The sequence below is a fragment of the Streptomyces sp. DSM 116793 genome (assembly GCF_057320905.1).
Window position 1 is genome coordinate 6431498 of record NZ_CM170494.1, and the last position, 24044, is coordinate 6455541.

Annotated in this window: 22 protein-coding genes; 13 read left to right on the forward strand and 9 right to left on the reverse strand. The window is 72.1% G+C overall.

What is annotated here, in order from left to right:
* Both ACSMXW_RS25265 and hisN read right to left on the reverse strand, forming a co-directional pair.
* Positions 1–402, reverse strand: coding sequence for a CBS domain-containing protein (locus ACSMXW_RS25265; RefSeq protein ID WP_485799615.1), 402 nt, complete (start codon positions 400–402; stop codon positions 1–3).
* Between the two features lie 152 nt (positions 403–554).
* The gene (gene hisN / locus ACSMXW_RS25270; protein ID WP_485799617.1) at positions 555–1355 is read right to left on the reverse strand and encodes a histidinol-phosphatase; all 801 of its coding nucleotides are present in this window, start codon (positions 1353–1355) and stop codon (positions 555–557) included.
* A 251-nt stretch (positions 1356–1606) separates the two neighbouring features.
* Between hisN and ACSMXW_RS25275 the strand changes: the two genes are divergently transcribed.
* On the forward strand, positions 1607–2233 hold the full coding sequence (locus tag ACSMXW_RS25275; protein ID WP_485799619.1) for a TetR/AcrR family transcriptional regulator: 627 nt from the start codon (positions 1607–1609) through the stop codon (positions 2231–2233).
* Between the two features lie 132 nt (positions 2234–2365).
* On the opposite strand, the gene ACSMXW_RS25280 is transcribed toward ACSMXW_RS25275, so the two are convergent.
* From ACSMXW_RS25280 to ACSMXW_RS25295, 4 genes are all read right to left on the reverse strand, one after another.
* Entirely contained in the window at positions 2366–2689 is a 324-nt protein-coding gene (locus tag ACSMXW_RS25280) for a DMT family transporter (protein WP_485799622.1), read from the reverse strand.
* 486 nt (positions 2690–3175) lie between these two features.
* Entirely contained in the window at positions 3176–4204 is a 1029-nt protein-coding gene (rsgA, locus tag ACSMXW_RS25285) for a ribosome small subunit-dependent GTPase A (protein ID WP_485799624.1), read from the reverse strand.
* A 16-nt stretch (positions 4205–4220) separates the two neighbouring features.
* On the reverse strand, positions 4221–5609 hold the full coding sequence (gene aroA, locus ACSMXW_RS25290; RefSeq protein ID WP_485799626.1) for a 3-phosphoshikimate 1-carboxyvinyltransferase: 1389 nt from the start codon (positions 5607–5609) through the stop codon (positions 4221–4223).
* 145 nt (positions 5610–5754) lie between these two features.
* On the reverse strand, positions 5755–6570 hold the full coding sequence (locus ACSMXW_RS25295) for an SOS response-associated peptidase (protein ID WP_485799628.1): 816 nt from the start codon (positions 6568–6570) through the stop codon (positions 5755–5757).
* Between the two features lie 63 nt (positions 6571–6633).
* Here ACSMXW_RS25295 and ACSMXW_RS25300 point away from each other — a divergent pair, with 63 nt between their 5' ends.
* From ACSMXW_RS25300 to ACSMXW_RS25335, 8 genes are all read left to right on the forward strand, one after another.
* Positions 6634–7461 carry a M50 family metallopeptidase gene (locus ACSMXW_RS25300; RefSeq protein ID WP_485799630.1) on the forward strand — a complete coding sequence of 276 codons (828 nt, stop codon included), beginning with the start codon at positions 6634–6636 and terminating at the stop codon, positions 7459–7461.
* Between the two features lie 154 nt (positions 7462–7615).
* Positions 7616–8251 (forward strand): alpha/beta hydrolase family protein, encoded by a 636-nt coding sequence (locus tag ACSMXW_RS25305; RefSeq protein ID WP_485799632.1) that lies wholly within the window; start codon positions 7616–7618, stop codon positions 8249–8251.
* Between the two features lie 505 nt (positions 8252–8756).
* Positions 8757–9422, forward strand: coding sequence for a sigma-70 family RNA polymerase sigma factor (locus ACSMXW_RS25310; RefSeq protein ID WP_485799634.1), 666 nt, complete (start codon positions 8757–8759; stop codon positions 9420–9422).
* Positions 9419–9721 (forward strand): mycothiol system anti-sigma-R factor, encoded by a 303-nt coding sequence (gene rsrA / locus ACSMXW_RS25315; protein WP_485799636.1) that lies wholly within the window; start codon positions 9419–9421, stop codon positions 9719–9721. Before ACSMXW_RS25310 ends, rsrA begins: the two co-directional genes overlap by 4 nt.
* Positions 9722–10436: 715 nt before the next feature.
* Entirely contained in the window at positions 10437–11417 is a 981-nt protein-coding gene (locus ACSMXW_RS25320; protein ID WP_485799638.1) for a tetratricopeptide repeat protein, read from the forward strand.
* Positions 11418–11800: 383 nt separating this feature from the next.
* Positions 11801–12463 (forward strand): peptide deformylase, encoded by a 663-nt coding sequence (gene def, locus ACSMXW_RS25325; RefSeq protein ID WP_485799640.1) that lies wholly within the window; start codon positions 11801–11803, stop codon positions 12461–12463.
* 332 nt (positions 12464–12795) lie between these two features.
* Positions 12796–13899 (forward strand): terpene synthase family protein, encoded by a 1104-nt coding sequence (locus tag ACSMXW_RS25330; protein ID WP_485799642.1) that lies wholly within the window; start codon positions 12796–12798, stop codon positions 13897–13899.
* A complete protein-coding gene (locus ACSMXW_RS25335; protein ID WP_485799644.1) occupies positions 13896–15263 on the forward strand; it encodes a bifunctional albaflavenone monooxygenase/terpene synthase in 1368 nt (455 codons plus the stop codon). Before ACSMXW_RS25330 ends, ACSMXW_RS25335 begins: the two co-directional genes overlap by 4 nt.
* 93 nt (positions 15264–15356) lie before the next feature.
* Here ACSMXW_RS25335 and mctP read toward each other — a convergent pair whose 3' ends face one another.
* The 3 genes from mctP to ACSMXW_RS25350 all read right to left on the reverse strand — a co-directional run bounded on the left by mctP (position 15357) and on the right by ACSMXW_RS25350 (position 18234).
* The gene (mctP, locus tag ACSMXW_RS25340) at positions 15357–16988 is read right to left on the reverse strand and encodes a monocarboxylate uptake permease MctP (protein WP_485799646.1); all 1632 of its coding nucleotides are present in this window, start codon (positions 16986–16988) and stop codon (positions 15357–15359) included.
* The gene (locus ACSMXW_RS25345; RefSeq protein WP_485799648.1) at positions 16985–17299 is read right to left on the reverse strand and encodes a DUF3311 domain-containing protein; all 315 of its coding nucleotides are present in this window, start codon (positions 17297–17299) and stop codon (positions 16985–16987) included. The genes mctP and ACSMXW_RS25345 overlap by 4 nt, the downstream gene beginning before the upstream one ends.
* A gap of 170 nt (positions 17300–17469) precedes the next feature.
* Complete coding sequence (locus tag ACSMXW_RS25350; protein ID WP_485799650.1) at positions 17470–18234, reverse strand: GntR family transcriptional regulator; 765 nt, start codon at positions 18232–18234, stop codon at positions 17470–17472.
* Between the two features lie 467 nt (positions 18235–18701).
* On the opposite strand from ACSMXW_RS25350, the gene ACSMXW_RS25355 reads away from it, so the two are divergent.
* The 4 genes from ACSMXW_RS25355 (at position 18702) to ACSMXW_RS25370 (ending at position 23995) form a co-directional block, all read left to right on the forward strand.
* Positions 18702–19973, forward strand: a complete 1272-nt coding sequence (locus ACSMXW_RS25355) for an extracellular solute-binding protein (RefSeq protein WP_485799651.1) — start codon at positions 18702–18704, stop codon at positions 19971–19973.
* 395 nt (positions 19974–20368) lie between these two features.
* The gene (locus tag ACSMXW_RS25360; RefSeq protein WP_485799652.1) at positions 20369–21391 is read left to right on the forward strand and encodes a carbohydrate ABC transporter permease; all 1023 of its coding nucleotides are present in this window, start codon (positions 20369–20371) and stop codon (positions 21389–21391) included.
* Entirely contained in the window at positions 21388–22314 is a 927-nt protein-coding gene (locus ACSMXW_RS25365; RefSeq protein ID WP_485799654.1) for a carbohydrate ABC transporter permease, read from the forward strand. The genes ACSMXW_RS25360 and ACSMXW_RS25365 overlap by 4 nt, the downstream gene beginning before the upstream one ends.
* Before the next feature lie 169 nt (positions 22315–22483).
* Positions 22484–23995: a glycoside hydrolase family 3 protein gene (locus tag ACSMXW_RS25370; RefSeq protein WP_485799657.1), complete on the forward strand. Its 1512-nt coding sequence runs from the start codon at positions 22484–22486 to the stop codon at positions 23993–23995.
* Positions 23996–24044 lie beyond the last annotated feature (49 nt).

A 24044-nucleotide genomic window follows, 5' to 3' on the forward strand; every position in this document is an offset into this window, starting at 1 on the left:
TCAGCCCACCAGTGTCTGCTCCCCGGACCGGCTCGGCGTCCAGCAGCGGATGATGTCGCGGACCGAGACGACGCCCACGGGTTCGTGGCCGTCCAGCACGATCAGATGGCGGAAGCCGCCGCGGGTCATCGCGCCCGCCGCGTCGGCCAGCGTCCAGCCGGGGGCGGCGAAGACGACGTCGGACGTGGTGTGGGCGCCGGCGGTCTCCCGGTCGGGATCCTCGCCGGCGCCGACCGAGTTGAGGATGTCGCGCTCGGTGAGGATGCCGAGGCCGGATGTGTCGGGGTCGAGGACCACCGCCGCACCGACCCGGCGCGCGGACATCAGCCGGGCAGCCTGGCGCAGGGTGTGGTGGGGGCCCACGGTGAGGACCACGGTGGTCATGGCGTCGCGGACGAGCATGATCTCGAGCCACCTCCTGGGGAACCGCCGCAAGAGAAGCGATTCACAAATTCACAAGTGGGGGGACTCTCAGAGTCGCACCGGCTGGTGCCGACAACAAGAGGGCACCCGGGATCTCTTGGACCCTCACCCCCGCGGGGGGCGTGTACGGCTCAGTAGCGCTGGTTCAGGTAGCCCAGCAGTTCGTCGTGGAGCAGCCCGTTCGAAGCGGCGGCGTTGCCGCTGTGCGGCCCCGGCCTGCCGTCCAGGCCGGTGAAGCGGCCGCCCGCCTCCGTCACGACGATCGCGGTGGCGGCCATGTCCCACAGGGACAGCTCGGGCTCGGCGCACATGTCCACCGACCCCTCGGCCACCATCATGTACGACCAGAAGTCGCCGTAGCCGCGGGTCCGCCACACCGCGCGGCTGAGGTCCAGGAAGCCGTCGAGCCTGCCCTGCTCCTCCCAGCCCGTCAGGCTGGAGTACGCGAAGGAGGCGTCGGCCAGCCGGGAGACGCCCGACACCCGCAGCCGGGTCGCCGAGGACAGGCTGCGGCCGGTGAACGCGCCGTGCCCCTGGGCGGCCCACCAGCGACGGCCCAGCGCGGGCGCCGACACCACGCCGACCCGTGGCTGGAAGCCTCCCTCGCCGGCCTCCATCAGGCAGATCAGGGTCGCCCAGACCGGCACGCCGCGTACGTAGTTCTTGGTGCCGTCGATCGGGTCGATCACCCAGCGGCGTGGCCCTGTGCCCTCGATGCCGTACTCCTCGCCGAGGATGGCGTCCCTCGGCCGGGCCCGCTTCAGATGCCCCCGGATCAGCTCCTCGGCGGCCTTGTCGGCGTCGCTCACCGGGGTCATGTCCGGCTTGGTCTCCACCTTGAGGTTGAGTGCCTTGAACCGGTCCATGGTGGCGGCGTCCGCGGCGTCCGCGAGGACGTGGCCGAGGCGCAGATCATCGTGATAGTCGGGCATGAGCGAACAGTATCGATCTCTGTCCCATACCGGCCACCATGCTCGCCTACCGGCCACCATGCTCGCCCCCGGAGCGGCCCGCCGCGGTCGACGAGGCCCGGCGCCATCGGCACGGCCCGGCGCCATCGGCACGGCCCGGCGCCCGGGCCCCCTTGACAGGGCCATGAGGGGCGTCAACTCTGAGCTGAAGCCCGCTCGAACGGGAGAGGTCCGCTCGCCCCGTGGCCTCGCCCTCGGCCAGGGAGGCGCTGATGCCTGCAGCGCGGGAGTCCTTGCTGGACGCGGCCCGCACAGCACTCACCCGCAAGCCGTGGTCCAGAGTCCGGATGGTCGACGTCGCGGCCGAGGCCGGAGTCTCCCGGCAGACCCTGTACAACGAGTTCGGCAGTAAGGAGGGGCTCGCCCGCGCCCTGGTGCGCCGCGAGACCGACGTCTACCTCGCCGGGGTGGACCGCGCCCTCGCCGGCCCCCGGGACCCCCGGGAGCGGATGGCCGCGGTCGCCGAGTGGACCGTGAACTCGGCGGGCTCCAGTGCGCTGGTGCGTGCGGTGCTCACGGGGCTGTGGAGCCGGCGGCTGCCCGCGCCGACGCTGTCCGCCGTGCCGTCCACCTCCGCGGCGCCCGCCCAGCGCCGCGCCGACGGCCCGCTGCCCGCCCCTGCCGAGCTCTTCACGCTGGTCCGGGACCGGGCGGTGAGCGCGATCTGCGGTCCGGGCACCGCCAAGTCCGAGACCCTGGAGCAGGCCCGGCTCTGCGAGCTGGCGCTCCGGCTCGCGCTGTCCTGCCTGCTGGTCCCGCCGGGTGCCACGGGGGCGGACGGCACCGCCCACCTCGTCCGCGCGGCGCTGCCCCGGCTGGCCCGGCAGAGCGTGTCCTGACGCGGGCGTGGGCTCGCCGGCCCGAAGGCCGCCCGGCACGGGCCGGATGGTCGCGGCCCGAGGATCAGGTGGGGTTCCCGGTTCGGGGGCCGGGTGGGCCCAGAGGTTCCCGGCCCAGGGGCCCGGCGAGGGTCAGCGTGCGGACCCCGAGAGCTGGAGGCCGATCACGCCCACGATCACCAGGCTGATCGAGACGATCTTCAGGACGGAGACCAGGTCGCCCAGGAACACCATGCCGTAGATGGCGGTGCCGGCCGCCCCGATGCCTGTCCACACCGCATAGGCGGGGCCCACGTCCAGGCGACGCAGCGAGAGGGTGAGGAGGCCGAAGCTGCCGAGGGCGAAGGCGCAGAAGGCGACCGTGGGCCAGAGCCGGGTGAAGCCGTGCGACAGCTTCAGGCAGACCGCGAAGCCGGTCTCCAGCAGCCCGGCCACGATGACCAGCAGCCACGCCATGTCCCTGCCTCCCGACTCTCCGTCTGTCGTGGCCGCCGTGTCCGTCCCGCGTGCCGCCCGTTCGCTCGGGCGGTCCCGCGGCCCGCCGCGCCGAGTGTGATTCCGCTCGTACGGCCTGCTTCGACCGGGGCCGATTGCCCGGAACGCCTGGCTTGTGGGCGTTCGGGCCGGCTCGATCGCGCGTTCCCGCTCAGTGCGATTATGCCCTTACCTTTGTGGGGTCGGCGCAAACCTCAGGGGAACGGCCCACTTGGTCCGCCCCGGCCCACCCAGGGGTGTGGAAACTGCGCCGGGGGTACCTCCCACGCCGTTCAGGCCGTGGCGGACAGCCACGACGGGACCGCCGGGTCGCCACCGTCCTGAAGGGGAAGTCCCGGTCGTCTCCGCTGGGGGATGCCCCCGGGAGACAACCCCGCGCCCCTGGTGGGGCACAGGCCCAGGCGGTGTGCCGCCCGACGTCGTCTCGCCGCCGCCCCTACGGGGCGCTCAGTCGCCCTCGTGGTGGTCGCGCGTGGCGAGGAGGCGGCGGAGGGAGTAGAGGCGGGCGGGGTCGGCGTGGCCCTCGGCCACCCACGCGTCCAGGGCGCAGTCCGGCTCGTCGTGGCTGCACGCGCGCGGGCAGTCGACCGTGCCGGGCCCCAGGTCGGGGAAGGCGTGGATGACCCGGGAGGGGTCGACGTGCGCGAGCCCGAAGGACCGCACGCCCGGCGTGTCGATCAGCCAGCCGCGCCTCTCGCCGTCGTCCCCGGGACCGGTCAGCGGCAGGGCGAGCGCCGAGGTGGTGGTGTGCCTGCCCCGGCCGGTGACCGCGTTGACGTGCCCCGTGATGCGCCGCAGGTCCTCGGGGACGAGGGAGTTGACGAGCGTTGTCTTGCCGACGCCGGAGTGCCCCACGAACGCGGTGACCTTGCCGTCGAGCTGCGCGCGGACGCGGTCGCCCGCCGCACCGCTCTCCAGCTCCTCGCGGGAGGTGACGACATAGGGCACGCCCAGCGGCTCGTACGTCTCCAGCAGCTTCTCGGGCGGGGCGAGGTCGGACTTGGTGAGCACCAGCAACGGGTCGAGCCCGCCGTCGTAGGCGGCCACCAGACAGCGGTCGATCAGGCGCGGGCGCGGCTCGGGGTCGGCGAGGGCGGTGACGACGGCGAGCTGGTCGGCGTTGGCCACCACGACCCGCTCGTAGGGGTCGTCGTCGTCGGCGGTGCGGCGCAGCACGGACGTCCGCTCGGCGATCCGCACGATGCGCGCCAGGGTGTCCTTGGCGCCGGACAGGTCACCGACGAGCGCGACCCGGTCGCCCACCACGGCCGCCTTGCGGCCCAGCTCCCGTGCCTTCATCGCCAGCACGATCCGGTCCTCGACGAGGCAGGTCAGCCTGCCCCGGTCGACGGTGAGCACCATGCCCTCGGCGGCGTCCTCGTGCTTGGGCCTGATGCTGGTGCGCGGGCGCGTGCCCCGGCGCTGGGGGCGGATCCTGACGTCGTCCTCGTCGGTGTGCTTGCCGTAGCGGCGCATGGTTCGGATCCGCCCGTCACACCCCGAGCATCCCGGTCCACAGGTCGGGGAAGTCGGGGAGGGTCTTCGCGGTGGTCGAGATGTTCTCGATGCGCACGTCCGGCACGGCGAGGCCGAGCACCGCGCCGGCGGTGGCCATGCGGTGGTCGTCGTAGGTGTGGAAGGTGCCGCCGTGCAGCGGGCGGGGGCTGATGCGCAGGCCGTCGGCGGTCTCGGTGACGTCGCCGCCCAGCTCGTTGATCTCCTTGGTGAGGGCCGCGAGGCGGTCCGTCTCGTGCAGCCGCAGGTGGGCGACGCCGCGCAGCGTGGAGGGGGAGTCCGCGAGGGCGGCCACCGCGGCGATGCCCGGGGTCAGCTCGCCCACCTCGCCCAGGTCGACGTCGATGCCGCGCACCCGTCCCGAGCCCGTGAACACCAGGCCCTGGTCGGTCAGTTCGCAGGAGCCGCCCATCTCGGTGAAGATCTCGCGCAGCCGGTCGCCGGGCTGCGTGGTGCGCGAGGGCCAGTCGGGGATCACCACGCGGCCGCCGGTGACCAGCGCGGCGGCCAGGAACGGCTGGGCGTTGGAGAGGTCGGGCTCGATCGTCAGGTCGGTGCCGAGCAGCGCGCCCGGGGTGACCCGCCAGACGTTCGGCTCGCCGCCCGACTCCGGGGTGTCCACCTGGGCGCCCGCCCCGCGCAGCATGTCGACGGTCATCCGGATGTGCGGCATGGACGGCAGGGTGGGCCCGATGTGCCGCACCTGCACGCCGTGGTTGAAGCGCGGCCCGGAGAGCAGCAGTGCGGACACGAACTGCGACGACGACGAGGCGTCGATCTCCACCGGGCCGCCGAGCAGCGCCCCGCTGCCGTGCACGGTCATCGGCAGCGCGCCCCGGCCGTCGTCGTCGATCCTGGCGCCCAGCGCCCGCAGCGCCCCGATCACCCCGCCCAGCGGGCGCTCGTACGAGCGCGGGTCGCCGTCGAACCGCACGGGCCCGTCGACGAGGGTCGCGACCGGCGGCAGGAAGCGCATCACGGTGCCGGCATTGCCGACGTCCACGGTGGCGGGGCCGTGCAGTCCCGACGGGATGACCCGCCAGGCCTCGCCGGACCCGTCGGGCCCCAGCGGACCGCCGCCCGCGCCGGTGGCCTGCGGGGACAGCGACGAGACCGACGACATCATGGACGCCGACGAGACGGTCTCCTCGATGCCCACCCCCATCGCGCGCAGCGCGGACGCCATCAGCAGGGTGTCGCGGGAACGCAGCGGGCGGCGCAGCCAGCCCGGCTCCGCGGCGAGCGCGGCCAGCACCAGGGCACGGTTCGTGACCGACTTGGATCCGGGCACGTGAACCGTCGCGTCGACGGCTCCGCTCGCGTGCGGGGCGGGCCAGAGAACGGTAGGCGCTGGGGTAGCGGTCATGGCTCTTACTTTAGTGGCTGCGGCGGATCAGCAATCTTGATCGAATATGGCGAAATGTGGGTGAAACCTGGGTCTGGTAGAGGCGTCGCCCGGCCAAAAAGTGGCGCGCTCGCGTTCGACGGGCCGCCCGGGTGACCGTCCGTGCTCAGAAGAGCGTGCCCTCCTCCGGGGCCGGCAGTTCTTTGAGCAGTTCGGGACCGTTGTTGCGGACATTGCTGACTGACGTCGTCACCGGGTAGGCCCGCATCAGCCCCGGGGGTGGCGGCACGAGCAGCGCGCGCAGTTCCTCGACGTCCGTCCGGGAGGGGTCCAGCCAGGCGTCCCACCGGTCGGGTGTGAGCATCAGCGGCATGCGCGGGTGGATGTCCGCGAGCGCCCTGGGTCCCTCCTCGGGGGCGACGGCCAGCGGTGTGGTCTCGGCCTCCGTGGTGATGACCGAGCAGGTCACCCACCAGGCTCCGGGGTGCTCGTCCGGCAGGGTGCGGTCCCGCCAGAACTCGTACAGACCCGCCATCGCGAAGACCGAGCCGTCGGCGGGGGTGACGAAGTACGGCTGCTTCCGCGGCCGCTTCTTCTTCCCCGCCACCTCCAGTTCGCGCTCCGCGCTGCCGGTGACCCACTCGAAGTAGCCGTCCGCGGGCAGGATGCACCGCCGGGCGGCGAAGGCGCGGCGGTACGACGGCTTCTCGTGCACCGTCTCCGCACGGGCGTTGATCATCCGGGCCGCGCCCTCCGGCGTCTTCGCCCACGACGGCACGAGCCCCCACTTCAACCGGCGCAACTGGCGAACCGGACGCGGATCCTCCGCGTCTTTCAGAGGACGGTCGATCACGGCGTGGACCTCCTTGGTGGGGGCCACGTTCCAGTCGGGTGCCAGGGTCTCCTCGGGGTCCCACTTCTCGATCTCGAAGATTCCTGCGAGATCCTCTGGGCCACGACTCGATGCATACCGTCCGCACATGAGTGCAACCCTGCCACGCCCGGGGCCCTGTGGGCCGACCGCCGTCCGAAGAGGAGCCCGTACATGATCAGCCAGGCCGGCCCCGCCGCCTTCGACGGCAGTGCCTCCTGGGCGGCCACGACCTTCTGGCCGGCCACGGAAAGCGTCTCCGGGGCCTCTCCCCGGGCCACGGCGAGTGCCTCCGCCGCCTCCCTCTGGGACCGTGTCCTCGGCAGTCAGCCGCACCCGCAGGCCTGGGTGGTGCTCGCCACCGGCGTCCTCGCGCTGGCCGTCGTCGTCCCGCACCGGCCCTGGCGGCTGGCCCGCAACACCATCACCATCGCGCACGAGGGCGGCCACGGCCTGGTGGCGCTGCTGACCGGCCGCCGCCTGGAGGGCATACGGCTGCACTCGGACACCTCCGGCCTCACCGTCAGCCGCGGCAGGCCCGCCGGGCCCGGCATGATCCTCACCGCCGCGGCCGGCTACACCGCGCCTCCGCTGATCGGCCTCGGCGGCGCCGCGCTGCTCGCCGCCGAGCACGTCACCGCCTTCCTGTGGCTGGCGACCGCGCTGCTCATCGCCATGCTGTTCATGATCCGAAACGCCTACGGGGTGCTCACGGTGCTGGTCACCGGCGGCGGCTTCCTGGTGGTGTCCTGGCTCGCCGGGCCCCAGGTGCAGGCCGCGTTCGCCTACGTGGTGGTGTGGTTCCTGCTGCTCGGCGGGGTGCGCCCGGCCTTCGAGCTGCAGTCCAAGCGGCGGCGCGGTGACGCGGGCGACTCCGACGCCGACCAGCTCGCCCGGCTGACGAACGTCCCGGCCGGCCTGTGGCTGTTCCTCTTCCACGCGGTCTCGGTCTGCTCGCTGCTGGGGGGCGGGAGCTGGCTGCTGGGGGATGTGAGGGTCTGATCGGCCGCGGTGCCGCCGCGCTGCCGCGCTGCCGTGCCGCCGCCGTGCCGCCGCGCCGCCGGGCTCCCGTTCGCTCCGGCGTGCGCCCGGGGTCCGGCTCGCCCGACGCCCGGCCTGTGCGGCGGGCACAGGGGCGGCACGGCAGGATGAGGGCGTGACCGATATCCAGAGCATCGAGACCGACGCGGGTGTGGCCAGGATCACCTGGCACCGGGGTCCGGGGGAGCCGTTCCTCGTTCTGGCCCTCGGGCACGGCGCGGGCGGCGGCATCGAGGCACGGGACCTCCAGGCGCTCGCCACCAGACTCCCCGCGCGCGGGATGGCCGTCGCCCTTGTCGAGCAGCCCTGGCGGGTGGCGGGCAAGAAGCTCGCGCCCGCCCCGAAGACCCTGGACGCCGGGTGGCGGGGGGTGTGGCCGGCACTCGCCGCGACCGGACTGCCGGTGATCGCGGGCGGCCGCAGCGCCGGCGCCCGCGTGGCCTGCCGCACCGCGCGCGAGCTGGGCGCCGTGGGCGTGCTCGCCCTCGCCTTCCCGCTCCACCCGCCCGGCAAGCCGGAGCGCTCCCGGGCCGCGGAACTGCTGGACGCGGCCCTGCCGACCCTGGTCATCCAGGGCGGCCGGGACCCCTTCGGCAAGCCGACCGAGTTCCCGTCCGGGCCCCACCTGAAGGTGGAGGTGCCCTACGCCGATCACAGCTTCGCGGTGCCGAAGACGGCTCCGCTCGGGCAGCACGACGCCATGCGGATCATCACCGAGTCCGTCGCCGGCTGGGCGGTCACGGTCGCCTGACGCGGTCGTGACGACCAGCCGGCGGGGCCCCGCGGACGGCCGGGGGCCGACGGCCGACGGGCCGCCGGTGGGGGAGCCGAGGGCACGACCGGTGGGGGAGCCGAGGGCACGGTCGGCGGGCGGGACGACGGGATGGCCGGCGGGGCTGCGTCCTGTGACGGGCCCATGGTGGTCCCGTGCCGGAGCCCTGGCCGTGGTGTGACGAGAGCATGGCGGGACCCGCGCGGCGGCCGGGAATTCGGGCTCACCCGGCGCTGTTGGAGCGGACAGAAGGTACCGGAAGCCGGTATCGGGACGCGTACGAGAGGAAGTCCGCTGCATGGGTTCCATCGCTTGCCCGAGCCGTCGGGGGACCGCTCACCTGGAGTGGTCGGTCCTGCACGCGGCGAAGGACTCCGCTGTTCGGGCCCCGGGCGCGGCCACTGCGCCGACCCCGTCGGCGGAGGGTCGACTATTCTCCGATTCGAGTGGGGTCGCCTTCGGCCCCGCCACGGCATTGGAGGAGGTGGGTCCGGTCACTGGGACCGACGCAGGGACCGATCACGGCCGGGCCGAAGGGCCCGAGGAGTCGGCCGCCGAGCGCAGTGCCCGTTTTGAGCGGGATGCGCTCACGTTTCTCGACCAGATGTACTCGGCAGCGCTCCGGATGACCCGCAACCCGGCCGACGCCGAGGACCTGGTCCAGGAGACGTATGCCAAGGCGTACGGCTCGTTCCACCAGTTCCGCGAGGGCACCAACCTCAAGGCCTGGCTGTACCGCATCCTCACCAACACGTTCATCAACTCGTACCGCAAGAAGCAGCGCGAGCCGCAGCGCAGTGCCGCCGAGGACATCGAGGACTGGCAGCTGGCGCGCGCCGAGTCGCACATGTCGACGGGGCTGCGCTCCGCCGAGTCCCAGGCGCTCGACCACCTGCCGGACTCCGATGTGAAGGCGGCGCTCCAGGCGATCCCCGAGGAGTTCCGCATCGCCGTCTATCTCGCCGATGTAGAGGGCTTTGCGTACAAGGAGATCGCGGACATCATGGGAACACCCATCGGTACGGTGATGTCCCGGCTGCACCGCGGCCGCCGGCAGCTGCGCGGCATGCTGGAGGACTACGCCAGGGACCGCGGCCTGGTCCCGGCCGGCGCCGGAGAGACGGACGGAACGAAAGGCTCGGGCTCATGAGCTGCGGAGAGCCGCACGAGACGGACTGCAGTGAAGTACTGGATCATCTCTATGAGTTCCTGGACCGTGAGATGCCCGATGCCGACTGCACCAAGTTCGAGCACCACTTCGAGGAGTGCTCGCCGTGCCTGGAGAAGTACGGGCTCGAACAGGCCGTGAAGAAGCTCGTCAAGCGGTGCTGCGGGCATGATGACGTGCCCACCGACCTGCGGGCCAAGGTCATGGGGCGGATCGACCTGATCCGCTCCGGGCAGTCCGTGCCGGACAGCGACGTGACCGCCACGGCGGAGGGCAGCTGAGCGCCCTGAAGGGGCGCGGGGGACGGCGTGACCGGTCACTGCGAGCGTGCCTGGCCACGGCCGGGCGCGGCCACGCGTGAGCACGGTAGGCCGCGACCGCGCGTGAGCACGGTAGGCCGCGACGGGTCACGGTCAGGCATGACGTGCCGCGCCGAGGCCGCCGGGTCCGGGCAGCACCCATGCCCCACGCCCTGAGTTCGGGTACCCAAGGCTTTGGGTCCGCTGTGCCACGTACGCTCTGGTGCTGGTACCACGCCCGCTCTGGGGCTGGGGTACCACGCACTTCAGGCAGTGGGCTACGTCCTGAAGGCGTGCTCTCCGTCGCATCCGGCCTGCGGGTGTCCGGGGGGCGAGCACGCAGGTTCCGCGCCCCTGCCGGGGCCGCGTCCGGTCGCCGAGCCGCCCGTAGCCCCTTGCCCGTTCACCCGAATGCGCTAATCCGTCCTCCTCGGGCAGCCCGAATCCGCCGTTGCCGCCTCCCGTTTCAACCGCGCCCGCGGGGGCGCGCCGTCCCTGCCGATGTCCGGCCTGTCTCATCTGCGTCCGGGCGGTCTGACCGGCCTTGAGCTGGGTAACCCATGGGTAATGAGCGACTGTCCGATCGCACGTGGTTGGATGCGAAGGAGAGGGCGTTCTCGGGGGCACGGTCGCCGTGGCGGTGCCCTCCGACGGGGGGCGGGCCCCCGGGCTCCGGTCCAGACGGCAGGCGGGAAACGTGAGGATCTTCGGCAAGGGACGGCACCGGCCCTCCGCCTCGTGGCGGCAGGCCACCGACCGGGCGTTCACGCTGATCGGCGACGGCCGTTACGAGGACGCCGGCGCGTTGCTGACGCGTGCGGCGGACCTGGAGCCGTGGCTCTCGGAGTCCTGGTTCAACCTGGCCCTGCTGCACAAGTTCCGGCACGACTGGGAGCAGGCGCGCGCCGCGGGCCTGCGCGCGGTCGCCCTGCTCGAACGCGAGGGGGGCGCGCCGGACTGGTGGAACGTCGGCATCGCGGCCACCGCCCTGCAGGACTGGCCGCTGGCCCGCCGGGCCTGGCAGGCGTACGGGCTGAAGGTGCCCGGTGGCCCCGCGGCGGCGGGCGAGCCGCTCGGCATGGAGCTGGGCAGTGCCGCCGTCCGGCTCTCCCCCGAGGGCGAGGCGGAGGTCGTCTGGGGCCGCAGGCTGGACCCGGCCCGTATCGAGGTGCTGTCCATCCCGCTGCCCTCCTCGGGCCGCCGCTGGGGCGAGGTCGTCCTGCACGACGGTGTGCCGCACGGGGAGCGGACCACCGCCGCGGGGCACGCCTTCCCGGTCTTCGACGAGATCGAGCTGTGGGCGCCCTCGCCGGTGCCCACCTGGGTGGTGCTGCTGGAGGCGGCCACCGAGGAGGACCGGGACGCCCTGGAACAGCTCGCCGCCGACGCGGGCTTCGCCGCGGAGGACTGGTCGTCGTCGGTGCGGCTGCTCTGCCGGATGTGCTCCGAGAGCCGGATGCCGAGCGACGAGGGCGACGGGGACCACCTGGACCCGCACGACCACAGCGAGCCCGGCCACCCCGGCCCGCTCGGGCACCGCACCGACGGGCAGCTCTGGGTCCCGGAGCGCGAGTGCGGGATCGCCGCGCCCGCGTCGCTGGTCAGCGGCCTGCTGGACGGGTGGGTGGCGGACCGTCCGGACGCGCGCGCGTGGCGAGACCTCGAAGAGGTCTGCTGAGCCCACGGCCGCCTCTTCTCGCCGGGGCTCGCCCCGGCGCCCCTTCGGGGGCGCGGCGGTGTGGGCGCGCCCAGCCACCACGCGCCTGCGGCGGGCCACCGGGCCGAGCCCCTCGCGGTCTGTCGTTCTGCCTCCGGCCGGTGGGGGCTTGTCGCGCAGTTCCCCGCGCCCCTTATCCGGGGCCCTTGCGGTCTGTCGTTCTGCCTCCGGCTGGTGGGGGGTTGTCGCGCAGTTCCCCGCGCCCCTTATCCGGGGCAGAGCGGACAAGGGCACGTCCCGCGCCCCCTTCGGGGCGCGCACACCCCTCCGGGCGCGCCGGGCCGCCCCGTAGGCTGTACCGGCAGCACACCACGACGGTTTCCAGGAAGGCGTACGGCGAAGAGATGGCGCAGCAGGACACTGAGCAGGAGCGGGGCTCGGCGGGGGCGGCGGTGCTCCCCGTCGACGACGAGGGCTTCGTCATCGACACCGAGGACTGCGAGGAGCGCGAGGCGGCCTATCGCGCGCGCGGCACGTCCCGGCCGATCACCGTCGTCGGCAACCCGGTGCTGCACCGCGAGTGCAAGGACGTCACCGAGTTCGGCGACGACCTGGCCCGGCTCGTCGACGACATGTTCGCCAGCCAGCGCACCGCCGAGGGCGTGGGCCTGGCCGCCAACCAGATCGGCGTCGACCTGAAGGTGTTCGTCTACGACTGCCCGGACGACAACAACGCCCGGCACGTCGGCGTCGTCTGCAACCCCGTCCTGCAGGAGCTGCCGGCCGAGCTGCGCCGCCTCGACGACTCGAACGAGGGCTGCCTGTCCGTGCCCACCGCCTACGCCCCGCTGGCCCGGCCCGACTACGCCGTGGTGACCGGCCAGGACGAGCGCGGCAACCCCATCAAGGTGCGCGGCACCGGCTACTTCGCGCGCTGCCTCCAGCACGAGACGGACCATCTGTACGGCCGCCTCTACATCGACCGACTCTCCAAGCGTGAACGCAAGGACGCGCTGCGGCAGATGGAGGAGGGCACGCCGCGCTACCCGACCGTGCCCAACGACTGACCCGGACCGCGCCGCGGGCACCCGCGCCGGCACCGCACCCGCACCCGCGCCGGCACCGCACCCGCACACCATTCACCGCACCCGCACATAGTTCACCGCGTCCTCCCGGCCGGAAATCCCGGCCGGGCTTCTTTTTGGCATATGCCAGATGTACTGGTCACAGTGAACGCGTCACCGTACACATGTTCGCGGCATCTTTTCTCGGCAGGTGCGCTGAATCTATTCCCTGACCGTCCCCGGTGGTGCTGAATGTAACGCGCAGGGGGATCGCACCGGCGCACGCCCGGCCGCATGGGAGGGCTCGCGCACGATGGACGGCCGAGAGGGGTTTCATGCCTGCTTTCTCATACAGCACTTCACGGACAACACCGGCGTCGGCTGCCCCGCCGACGGGGGTTTCGGTGCCCGCGGCGCTCCGCATGCCGAAGGTGGAGTCGCTTTTCCCGCGCTATCGCCATACGTTCTGGCCAAAGCTTCAACGCAGTGCAAGGACCTGGCTGCTGGAAAAGCGGCTGATGCCCGCGGACAAGGTCAAAAGGTACGCCGACGCCCTCTGCTACACCGATCTCGTGGCGGGCTACTACGTCGACGCCCCGGACGACGTGGTTGCGGCGATAGCGGACTTCAGCACCTGGTTCTTCGTCTGGGACGACCGGCACGACCGTGACGCCGTGCACGGCAGGGCGGACTCCTGGCGGGCGCTCGCCGACCTCCTGCACACCGCCCTCGACGACCCGGAGCCGCACCTGGCGCACGAGGAACCGCTGGTCGCGGCGTTCGCCGAGTGCGTGATCCGGCTCTGCTCGCATCTCGGCCCCGCCTGGAACGCCCGGTTCGCCCGGCACTTTCACGCGGTGATCGACGCCTACGACCAGGAGTTCGCCAACCGCCGCACCGGAACGGTGCCCACGGTCGACGCCTACATAGCCCTGCGCCGCCACACCTTCGCCCACCACGTCTGGCTGGACCTCCTGGAACTCGCCGCGGACCACGAACTCCCGGAAAGCGTGCGGACCCACCCGGAATACCGCCGGGCCGGCCTCGCCTCACAGGATTTCTCCGCCTGGTACAACGACCTCTGCTCCCTGCCCAAGGAAATAGCGGGGGACGAGGTCCACAATCTTGGTATCTGCCTCATGCGGCACGAGGGAATTTCCCTCGAAGAAGCGATCGCGGAAGTACGCAGCCGGGCCGCGAGCCGTATCACCGAATTCCTGGACGCGGAGCGCGAGCTGTTGCTGATGGCCGCGGAGGCGGAGGACGGGACAAGAGCGGGCGACGCACTTGCCGCCGGATTAAGGATGTGCCTTTTCAATATGCGCAACTGGTTCTCCTCGGTCTACTGGTTCCACCACGAGTCGGGCCGCTACCGCGTGGACACCTGGGACGACCGGTCCACCCCTCCGTACGTCAGCGACCCGGCAGGTGAGGCATGAGCACCGAATCCACCCTGCGCGACCCCGCCGCCGCCGAGCGCCGGGAGCCGCCGCTGGCCGGGGGTGCCGTCCCCCTGCTGGGGCACGCCTGGCCGCTGGTGCGCGACCCGCTCGCGTTCCTCGCCGCACTGCGCGACCACGGCGACCTGGTCAGGCTCCGGCTCGGCCCCAGGACGGCCTACGCGGTGTGCGCCCCGGAGCTGGTCGGGCAGCTGCTCAGAAGCCCCGAGTACGAGGTCGGGGGGCCGCTCTGGGACACCATGGAGGTGCTGCTCGGCAAGGGCGTGGCCACCAGCAACGGCGCCCTGCACCGCCGCCAGCGCCGGATGATGCAGCCGGCCTTCCGGCCCGAGCGCATCGCCGACTACGCGGCCGTGATGGAGGCGGAGGCCCGCGCCATGGTGGCGCGCTGGCAGCCCGGCGGCACGGTGGACGTCGGCGCCGAGATGTTCCGCACCTCCGTGCGCATCGTGTCCCGGTCCCTGCTGGAGGTCGACTCCATCGCGCAGAAGGCGGAGCACATCAGCGAGGCGCTGGGCACCGTCTTCGAGGGCCTCTATCGCCGTATGGTGCTCTCCGCCGGGCCCCTGCACCGGCTGCCGACCCCGGCCAACCGGCGCTTTTCGCGCGCCCTGGCCGATCTGCACGGCCTCGTCGACGAGATCCTCGCGGAGCGGCACGCCTCCGGCGCGCGGCCCCGGGACCTGATCACGGTCCTGCTGGAGGCCACGGACGAGTCCGGGGCGCCGCTCGGCGACCAGGAGATCCACGACCACCTGGTCTCGCTGGTGGTGGCGGGCGCCGAGAACGTCTCCTCGACGCTGGCCTGGACCCTCTGCCTGCTCACCGAGCACCCCGGACACGAGACCCGGCTCGCGGAGGAGGTGAACGCCGTGACGGGCGGCCGCCGGCCCGTCGCCTTCGGGGACATCGGGAAGCTGCCGTTCATGCGCAATGTCATCACGGAGGCGATGCGCGTGCGCCCCGCTCCGTGGATTCTCACCCGGCGCGCCGTGACCGAGACCGTACTCGGCGGATACACCATTCCGGCCCAGGCCGACATCGTGTACTCCACGTATGCGATGCAGCGTGATCCGCGGTCGTTCACACGGCATCTGGAGTTCGATCCGGATCGCTGGCTGCCGGAACGGGCCGGGGATGTGGAGCCGGCCGCGATGATTCCGTTCGGTACCGGGAACCGGAAATGCCCCGGTGATCATTTCAGTATGGCCGAATTCGCCATTGTCCTCGGGACGGTTGTTCCGCGATGGCGGTTCAGCCCCGTCGCCGGCACGGACACGTCGTCCAGGATCGGGATCACCCTGCACCCCAAACGGCTGTTGCTGCGCGCGGAACGGCGTTGACGTGCCTCTCGCCGCGTGCACCGGCCGGTGGGGGGCGGCCCCGGTATCCCAAGGGGGCGCGGGGTGCTCCTCACCGGCCGGTGGCCGGAAGGCTCAGGTGCTGGACGGTGCCGCCGTGGCCGGCGGGAGTTCCGTCCGGACGCCCGGCTCGCCGGCGTCCGCGGTGTAGTCCGCGGGGGAGGTCTCGTCGATTCCCCTGGGCGCCTTCAGCGCGTTCAGGACAACCGTCAGGACCACGGTCACCAGAAGGTTGAGGACGAAGGCCGTCAGGCCGATGTAGCCGACCTCGCCGATCCCCGGGATCTTGTCGCTGCTGCCGCCGAAGTGCGCCTGGGTGGGGCTCGCGACGCCGTACGCCGCCACCGTCCCGTAGACCATCCCGACCGCCCAGCCGGCCAGCAGTGCCCAGCGGTGGAACCACCGGGTGAACAGCCCGCCGACCAGCGCCGGGAACGTCTGCAGGATCCAGATGCCGCCCAGCAGCTGGAAGTTGATCGCGACGGTCTTGTCCATGGCCAGCACGAAGACCAGCGCGCCCACCTTCACCAGCAGCGAGACCACCTTGGAGACCGTGGCCTCCTGGGCGGGCGTCGCGTCCGGCTTGAGGAAGTCCTTGTAGATGTTGCGGGTGAACAGGTTCGCCGCCGCGATGGACATGATCGCCGCGGGCACCAGCGCACCGATGCCGATGGCCGCGAACGCGACGCCCGCGAACCAGTCGGGGAAGACGTTCTCGAAGAGCTGCGGGATCGCGAGCTGGCCGTTGGTGACCTTGATGCCGGCCGCGATCGCCATGAAGCCGAGCAGCGCGAGCAGGCCCAGCATCAGCGAGTACAGCGGCAGGATCGCGGTGTTGCGGCGGATCACGTTACGGCTGCGCGAGGAGAGCGTCGCCGTGATCGAGTGCGGGTACATGAAGAGCGCCATCGCCGAGCCGAGGGCGAGCGTGGCATAGCCCCACATCCCCGCGGAGTTCGGCGCCAGCGCCCCACGGGGCGCCCCGGTGGCCGGGTTCTTCTGCGCGAACGCGTCCGCCGACTTGGCGAAGATGTCGTCGAATCCGCCCAGCTTGATCGGGATGTAGATGATCGCCACCACGATGACCAGGTAGATCAGCGCGTCCTTGACGAAGGCGATCAGCGCGGGAGCGCGCAGCCCGGACGAGTAGGTGTAGGCCGCCAGCACGGCGAAGGCGATGAACAGCGGCAGGTCCTTGAGGAACCAGTTGGTGCCGTCGCTGCCGCCGATGCCGAGCACGTCCAGCAGCGCCTGGATGCCGACCAGTTGGAGCGCGATGTACGGCATCGTGGCCAGGATGCCGGTGAGCGCCACCGCCAGCGAGAGCCCCTTGGAGCCGAACCGCCCGCGCACGAAGTCGGAGGTGGTCACATAGCCGTGCTTGTGCGACACCGACCAGAGCCGGGGCAGGAAGGTGAAGATCATCGGGTAGACGATGATCGTGTACGGCACCGCGAAGAACCCCGCGGCCCCGGACGCGTAGATCGCGGCCGGCACGGCCACGAAGGTGTACGCGGTGTACAGGTCGCCGCCGAGCAGGAACCACGTGATCCAGGTGCCGAACGACCGGCCGCCGAGGCCCCACTCGTCCAGCGAGAGGGCGTTCTCGGCGCGGCGCCAGCGCGCGGCCCAGAAGCCCATCACCGTCACGGCCAGGAAGAAGAAGACGAAGACGCCGAGCGCGACGCCGTTCACACCGTCCTTCACCGTGCCTCACCCCCGTCGCGGCCCGCGTCCGTGCCGTTCGCCGCACCGGTGCCGCCCGCCGCGGTGGCCCGGCGGCCGCGCTGGTCGTACTGCCACAGCTTGTACGCGGTCATGGTCAGCGCGGTCGAGATGACCACCCACAGGATCTGGTACCAGTAGAAGAACGGGATGCCGATGAACGCCGGGTCGACCTTCGCGTAGGAGCTCACCCAGAGCATCGCCACGACAGGGGCGAGCAGGCACAGCGCGATGACCACACGGACCGGCGTCACCACCGGTCTGCTCACTTGGGGTACCTCTGCATCAGACATTGGGGGCTCCGTCGGTTCGTCGGTCACCGTCACATCACTGATCACATCGTGATGCGCTGGAAATCTAGGCGACCCATCCGCATGAGGGAACCCCGTCCCGATAACGGGCGTATTGCGGTCTGCGCACGTCATCGACCCGCCGCGAGGTCCTTCGCCCGCGGCGGGCCACGTCAGTCCGCCGGGCGCTGGAGGCGGGCCACGAACTTGTAGCGGTCGCCGCGGTACACCGAGCGCACCCACTCCACCGGGCGGCCCTCCCCGTCCAGCGAATGGCGGGAGAGCATCAGCATCGGCAGCCCCACGTCGGTGCCGAGCAGGCCCGCCTCGCGCGGCGTGGCCAGGGACGTCTCGATGGTCTCCTCGGCCTGGGCGAGGTGGACGCCGTAGACCTCGTCGAGCGCGGTGTACAGCGACGTGTACTTGACGAGGCTGCGGCGGAGCGCGGGAAAGCGCTTGGCGGACAGGTGCGTGGTCTCGATGGCCATCGGCTCGCCGCTCGCCAGCCGCAGCCGTTCGATGCGCAGCACCCGCCCGCCCGCGCCGATGTCGAGCAGCCCCGCGAGGGTGTCGTCGGCGGTGACGTAGCCGATGTCCAGCAGTTGGGAGGTGGGTTCGAGGCCCTGGGCGCGCATGTCCTCGGTGTACGAGGTGAGTTGCAGCGCCTGGGAGACCTTCGGCTTGGCAACGAACGTGCCCTTGCCCTGGATGCGTTCGAGTCGGCCCTCCACCACCAGTTCCTGGAGGGCCTGCCGCACGGTGGTGCGCGAGGTGTCGAACTCGGCGGCGAGGGTCCGCTCGGGCGGCACCGCGGAGCCGGGCGCGAGCGTCTCCGTCATGTCGAGCAAGTGCCTCTTGAGGCGGTAGTACTTGGGCACGCGCGCCGTGCGGACGGCGGCCCCGCCCTCGGTCTCCGCGCTGGTGGCGTCGGTGCTCATGCTCCGCCTTCCGGGCTCCCCGCACAGGTCCGGCGCCGTGCCGGCCGCGGCTCACATCGTGGCACGGCCTTCTTCCGCGCCCCGCGGGAGCCGTGCCCTTCCTTATACACCGTCGGCACCCCGCCTGGTCTAGTCCACCCCGCATGTGGCGTCCGCGGCAGCCGTTCTGACGCGTTCTCTGCGCCGCGCCCCCTCGGGCCCCGTCCCTCCGGCACCACCCCGCCGTCCCCGTCCTGCTTGCGCCGTCCCTCCGGCGCGCCGTCCCTCCCGAGGCCCGCACGTTCTCACAAGTGTCGGTCCGGTAAAGGACGAGACGGGCGTTCCCGCCATGCTTGACACTCGTATAGGTCTAGGCCAAGCTCCCCACGTACTGGTCTACACCAATGCCCAGGACCCAGCCGCGCGGTCAGCTCACGCCTGATTCCTCGCCGTGGATGGGGGGTGCGGCAACCCTTGAGGAGGGTGACGTGAAGCGCACGCTGACAGCGGCGATCGGCATCGCGGGACTGATGGTCTCCATTGCGGCCTGCGGGGGCAGCAGCGACAAGGCCGGGAGCGAGGCGAACAGGCTCACGGTGTGGCTCACCGTCGACGCCCAGAACAACTGGCCCCAGCTGGTGAAGGACGCGGACGCCGCCCTCGAGAAGAAGCACCCGGGTGTGAAGATCACCCACGAGTACTACGGCTGGCCGGACAAGAACACCAAGCTGGACGCCGTGCTCGCCACCGACAAGGTGCCGGACGTTGTCGAGATGGGCAACACGGAGATGCTCGGCTACATGGTCAAGGGCGCCTTCGCGGAGGTGGACCCGTCGAAGTTCGACCACTCGGACGGCTGGCTGGACGGCCTCAAGGCGTCCGTCACCTACGAGGGCAAGACCTACGGGGTGCCGTACTACGCGGGCGGGCGGGTCGCCAACTGGCGCAAGGACATCGCCGCCGCCTCGGGCATCAAGACCACCCCGAAGAGCTACGACGAACTGCTCTCCGACCTGGACAAGATCCAGAAGAAGCAGGGGCCCGGGTTCAACGCCTGGTATCAGCCCACCCGCGACTGGTACGCGGGCATGTCCTTCGTCTACGACGCGGGCGGCGCCATCGCCAAGGAGCTGGGCGGCACCTGGAAGGGCACGCTCTCCTCGCCCGACTCCATCAAGGGCCTCAAGGAGTTCAAGCACGTCATCGACGCGTACATGCACGGTGACAAGACCAAGGACGAGTCGGACCGCTACATCGTCTACGGCCAGGGCAAGTCGGCCATGATCTTCGCCGCCGCCTGGGAGGGCGCCACCTCGGCCGACCCGAAGAACGACAAGACCGGCAAGCTCAAGGACAACGCCGTCAACTTCGTGATGCCCGGCCCCTCCGGCAAGAACATGCCCGTCTTCCTCGGCGGCAGCGACCTCGCCATCCCGGTGAAGTCCGGCGCGCAGGACCTGGCCGCCGAGTGGATCAACGACTTCGCCGGCGCCAAGGGCCAGAAGGGCCTGATGGCCAAGGGCAACCTGCCCAACAACAAGACCGACCTGGAGACCCAGAAGAAGGACCCGGCGACTGCGGTGCCCGCCATCGCGGCCGAGAGCAACTGGTTCGTGCCGATGGCGCCCGGCTGGGGCCAGGTCGAGAAGGCCCAGGTCCTCCAGACGATGCTGCAGAACATCGGCACCGGCAAGCAGTCCGTGGAGGCCGCCGCGAAGACGGCCGACGCCGCGATCGACAAGGTCATCAACAAGAAGTGACCCGGACCGTGCCGGGCGGCGGGGCCCCGTACGGGGGCCGGAGTTCCGCCGCCGGCAGGGGCCGGTTCCGTGCCGGGCGCGGACGGGTGCGGGCGGGCGCGGGCGGGCGCGGACCGGGCGTGGGCCGGCGGGCGCGCCGCCCGCCTCCGGGTGCCGGGCCGGCGGGGCCGCCGCCCGCATCCGCGGAGCCGGCACGGCACGCACCCCGCTGACGGCTGTGGCCGGGGGCCCGAACGCGCCTGCCGCAGGGGCCCGTGCACGGGGTGCGACCGGGAGGAGCCGCGCCCGGGTGCCGCAGGGAGCCCGTACGCGGGTCGGCAGGGAGCCCGTACGTGGGTGCCACAGGGAGCCCGTACGCGGGTGCCACCAGGAGAGGGACCGCTGAGGAGCGCGCCATGAGTGCCGCAGAGACAACCACCGCCGAGGTGCCGCCGGCGCGGCCCTCACCACCGCCCGGATCCGGGGCACCGGCGGGCCGGCCGCAGGACCGCCGCCCCCGGCCGGACGGCGGCAGACCCGGCCGGGCCCGCGGCGCCGCCGCCGCGCCCTGGGCACTGCTCGCGCCCTGTCTGCTGGTCCTGGTCCTGGTGCTGGGCTATCCGCTGGTCCGGCTGGTCACGCTCTCGTTCCAGGAGTTCGGGCAGTCCCAGCTGTGGGGCTTCAAGCCGGCGGAGTCGGCCGGCTTCGACAACTTCTCCACAGTCCTCGGCGACGGCGAGTTCTGGGCCGTGGTGCTGCGCACCGTGATCTTCGCGGCGGGCTCGGTCGTCGTCACCATGGTGCTGGGCATGCTGATCGCTCTGGTGCTCCAGCGGGTCTCGCCCTGGGTGAAGACGCTGGTCAACATCGCGCTGGTGGCGAGCTGGGGCATGCCCGTCATCGTCGCCACCACCATCTACAAGTGGATGTTCGACTCCGACTACGGCGTCCTCAACTACCTGCTCAGCAAGCTGCCCGGGGTCGACGTGATCGGCCACAACTGGTTCGCGAGCGGTCCCCAGGGCCTCGCCGTGATCATGCTGCTGGTGGTGTGGGGCGCCGTGCCGTTCGTCGTGATCACGCTCACCGCCGGCCTCACCCAGGTGCCCATGGAGCTTCAGGAGGCGGCGCGGCTGGACGGAGCCGGCTCCTGGGGCGTCTTCCGGCATGTCACCGTCCCCGTCCTCAAGCCCATCCTGGTGATGCTCACGACCCTCTCCGTCATCTGGGACATGGGCGTCTTCCCCCAGGTCTTCGTGATGCGCGGCGGCCACCCCGAGGCCGAGTTCCAGCTCCTGACGACCTACTCGTACGACAAGGCCTTCCAGGTCAACGACTACGGCGGCGGCTCCGCCATCGCCCTGCTCACCGTCGTCCTGCTGCTGGGCGTGGTGGCGGTGTACATGCGTCAGATGCTGAAGATCGGGGACGTCGAATGAGCGGTATGAGCGGTGTGAGCAGCGCGACCACTGTGAGCGGTGCGGCCCCCACGAGCGGCGTGGGCGCCGCAGGATCGGCGCCGGCCCCCCGCCGGCGCGGCCCGGCCCACCGCGGCCGGGTGGGCTGGAACCTCCTCGGGCTCTGCATCTTCGTCGGCGCGGGATTCCCCGTCTACTGGATGCTCGACACCGCCTTCAAACCGGCGCGCGACGCCATCGACCCCACCCCTCACCTGCTGCCCACCAGCCTCACCCTGGACAACTTCCGCCGGGCGCTGCAGATCGCTGATTTCTGGGGTCCGGTGGGGCGCAGCCTGACCGTGTCGCTGACGGTGGTGGTCATCGGCATGGCGATCGGCCTGCTGGCGGCGCTCGCCATCTCGCGGTTCGCGTTCCGGGGGCGGAAGATCGTGATCGTCGGGATCCTCGCGGTGCAGATGGTGCCGCTGGTCGCGATGATCATCCCGGTCTTCCTGCTGCTGAACGACCTCGGTCAGTACGACAAGCTCAGCGGCCTGATCGTCACGTATCTGACCTTCGTGCTGCCGTTCACCGTCTGGACGCTGCGGGGCTTCATCGTCAACATCCCCAGGGAGCTGGAGGAGGCCGCCATGGTCGACGGCTGCACCCGCACCGGCGCCTTCCTGCGGGTGGTCTTCCCGCTGCTCGCCCCGGGCATGGTGGCCACCTCCGTGTACGGCTTCATCCAGGCCTGGAACGAGTACCTGTACGCCCTGATGCTGATGAGCCAGCAGCACCAGACGGCCACGGTCTGGCTCGGCAACTTCACCACCAAGCACGGCACCGAGTACGCGCCGATGATGGCGGGCGCCACGATGATGGCGGTGCCGATGGTGGTCCTCTTCCTGCTCGTCCAGCGCAAGATGGCGGCGGGCCTGACGGCGGGCGCGGTGAAGGGCTGATGGCTTCCTCCGCACCGCGGCCGCTGCCCGCGCGCCCGTCGTCGTCGCCCGCGCCGCCGGCACCACCGTCGCTGCCGGCGGCTGCCCATGCCATCGGCCTCGCCGTCACCGCACCGGTCCCCCGCGGGCTGCCGCCGTCCGCCGCGGTCACCCGTCCAAGGAGCTTTCGATGACCACACTCGCCGGCCACACGGACACCCTGACCCGCGACGCCCTCACCGTCCTGCAGCCCGGTTTCACCGGCACCCGCGCCCCCGACTGGCTGCTGCGCAGGCTGGGGGAGGGCCTGGCCTCCGTCGCCCTCTTCGGCCGCAACGTCGACTCGCACGAGCAGGTCGCCGCGCTCACCGCGCAGCTGCGCGCGGAGCGGGACGACGTCCTGGTCACCATCGACGAGGAGGGCGGCGACGTCACCCGTCTGGAGGCACGCACCGGCTCCACGTTCCCCGGCAACCACGCGCTCGGCGCCGTCGACGACACCGCACTCACCCGCGAGGTGGCCTTCGAGCTGGGCCGCCGCCTCGCGGCCTGCGGCGTCAACCTCAACTGGGCGCCGTCCGCCGACATCAACTCCAACCCCGGCAACCCCGTGATCGGCGTACGGTCCTTCGGCGCCGACACCGCCCTGACCGCGCGGCACACCGCCGCCTACGTGGAGGGGCTCCAGGCCGCCGGGGTCGCCGCCTGCACCAAGCACTTCCCGGGGCACGGCGACACGGCCGTCGACTCGCACCACGCCCTGCCGCGCATCGACGCGGACCTGGAGACGCTGTACGCCCGTGAGCTGGAGCCGTTCCGCGCGGCCATCGCGGCCGGGTCGCGCGCGGTGATGACCGCGCACATCCTCGTCCCCGCGCTCGACCCTGAGCGGCCCGCCACCCTCTCCCGGCGGATCCTCACCGGCCTGCTCCGCGAGGAGCTGGGCCACGACGGGCTGATCGTCACCGACGGCATGGAGATGCAGGCGATCACCGCCGCCTACGGCATCGAACGCGGCAGCGTGCTGGCCATCGCCGCGGGCGCGGACGCGATCTGCGTGGGCGGCGGGCTCGCGGACGACGACACGGTGCGCCGGCTGCGGGACGCGCTGGTGTCCGCGGTGCGCTCAGGCGACCTGCCGGAGGAACGTCTCGCGGACGCCGCGGCCCGGGTCCGCGACCTGGCCGGCTGGACGGCCGCGACCACGCCCCGCGGCGTCTCCTACGACGGGGGCCGGGCGGTCGAGGTGGGCCTGGAGGCGGCCCGGCGGGCGCTGCGGGTGACCCGGGACGCGTCGGCGCCGGACGCCGCCCGCCCGGTCACCGAGCCGCCGTTCGTCGCCGCCTTCACCCCGGTCGCGAACATCGCGGTCGGCGACGAGACGCCCTGGGGCGTCGCGGCGGAGCTCCAACGGCTGCTCCCGGGCACCAGGACGGGCAGCTTCGGCGGCGCGGACGGGGACGCGGGCGCGCGGGCGCTCGCCGCCGCCGGCGGCGACCGCATCGTCGCGGTGGTCCGCGACGCGCACCGCCACCCGTGGATGGCGGCCGCCCTGGACACCCTGCTCGCCGCCCGCCCCGACACGGTCGTCGTCGAGATGGGCGTCCCCCAGGCCACCCCCCGCTCCGCCCTGCACATCGCCACCCACGGCGCGGCACGGGTATGCGGCGCGGCAGCGGCAGAAGCACTCACGCGCCACTGAGACCCGAGTCACCCGTACACCTCCCCCACACGAACACGCCCGCCCGGCC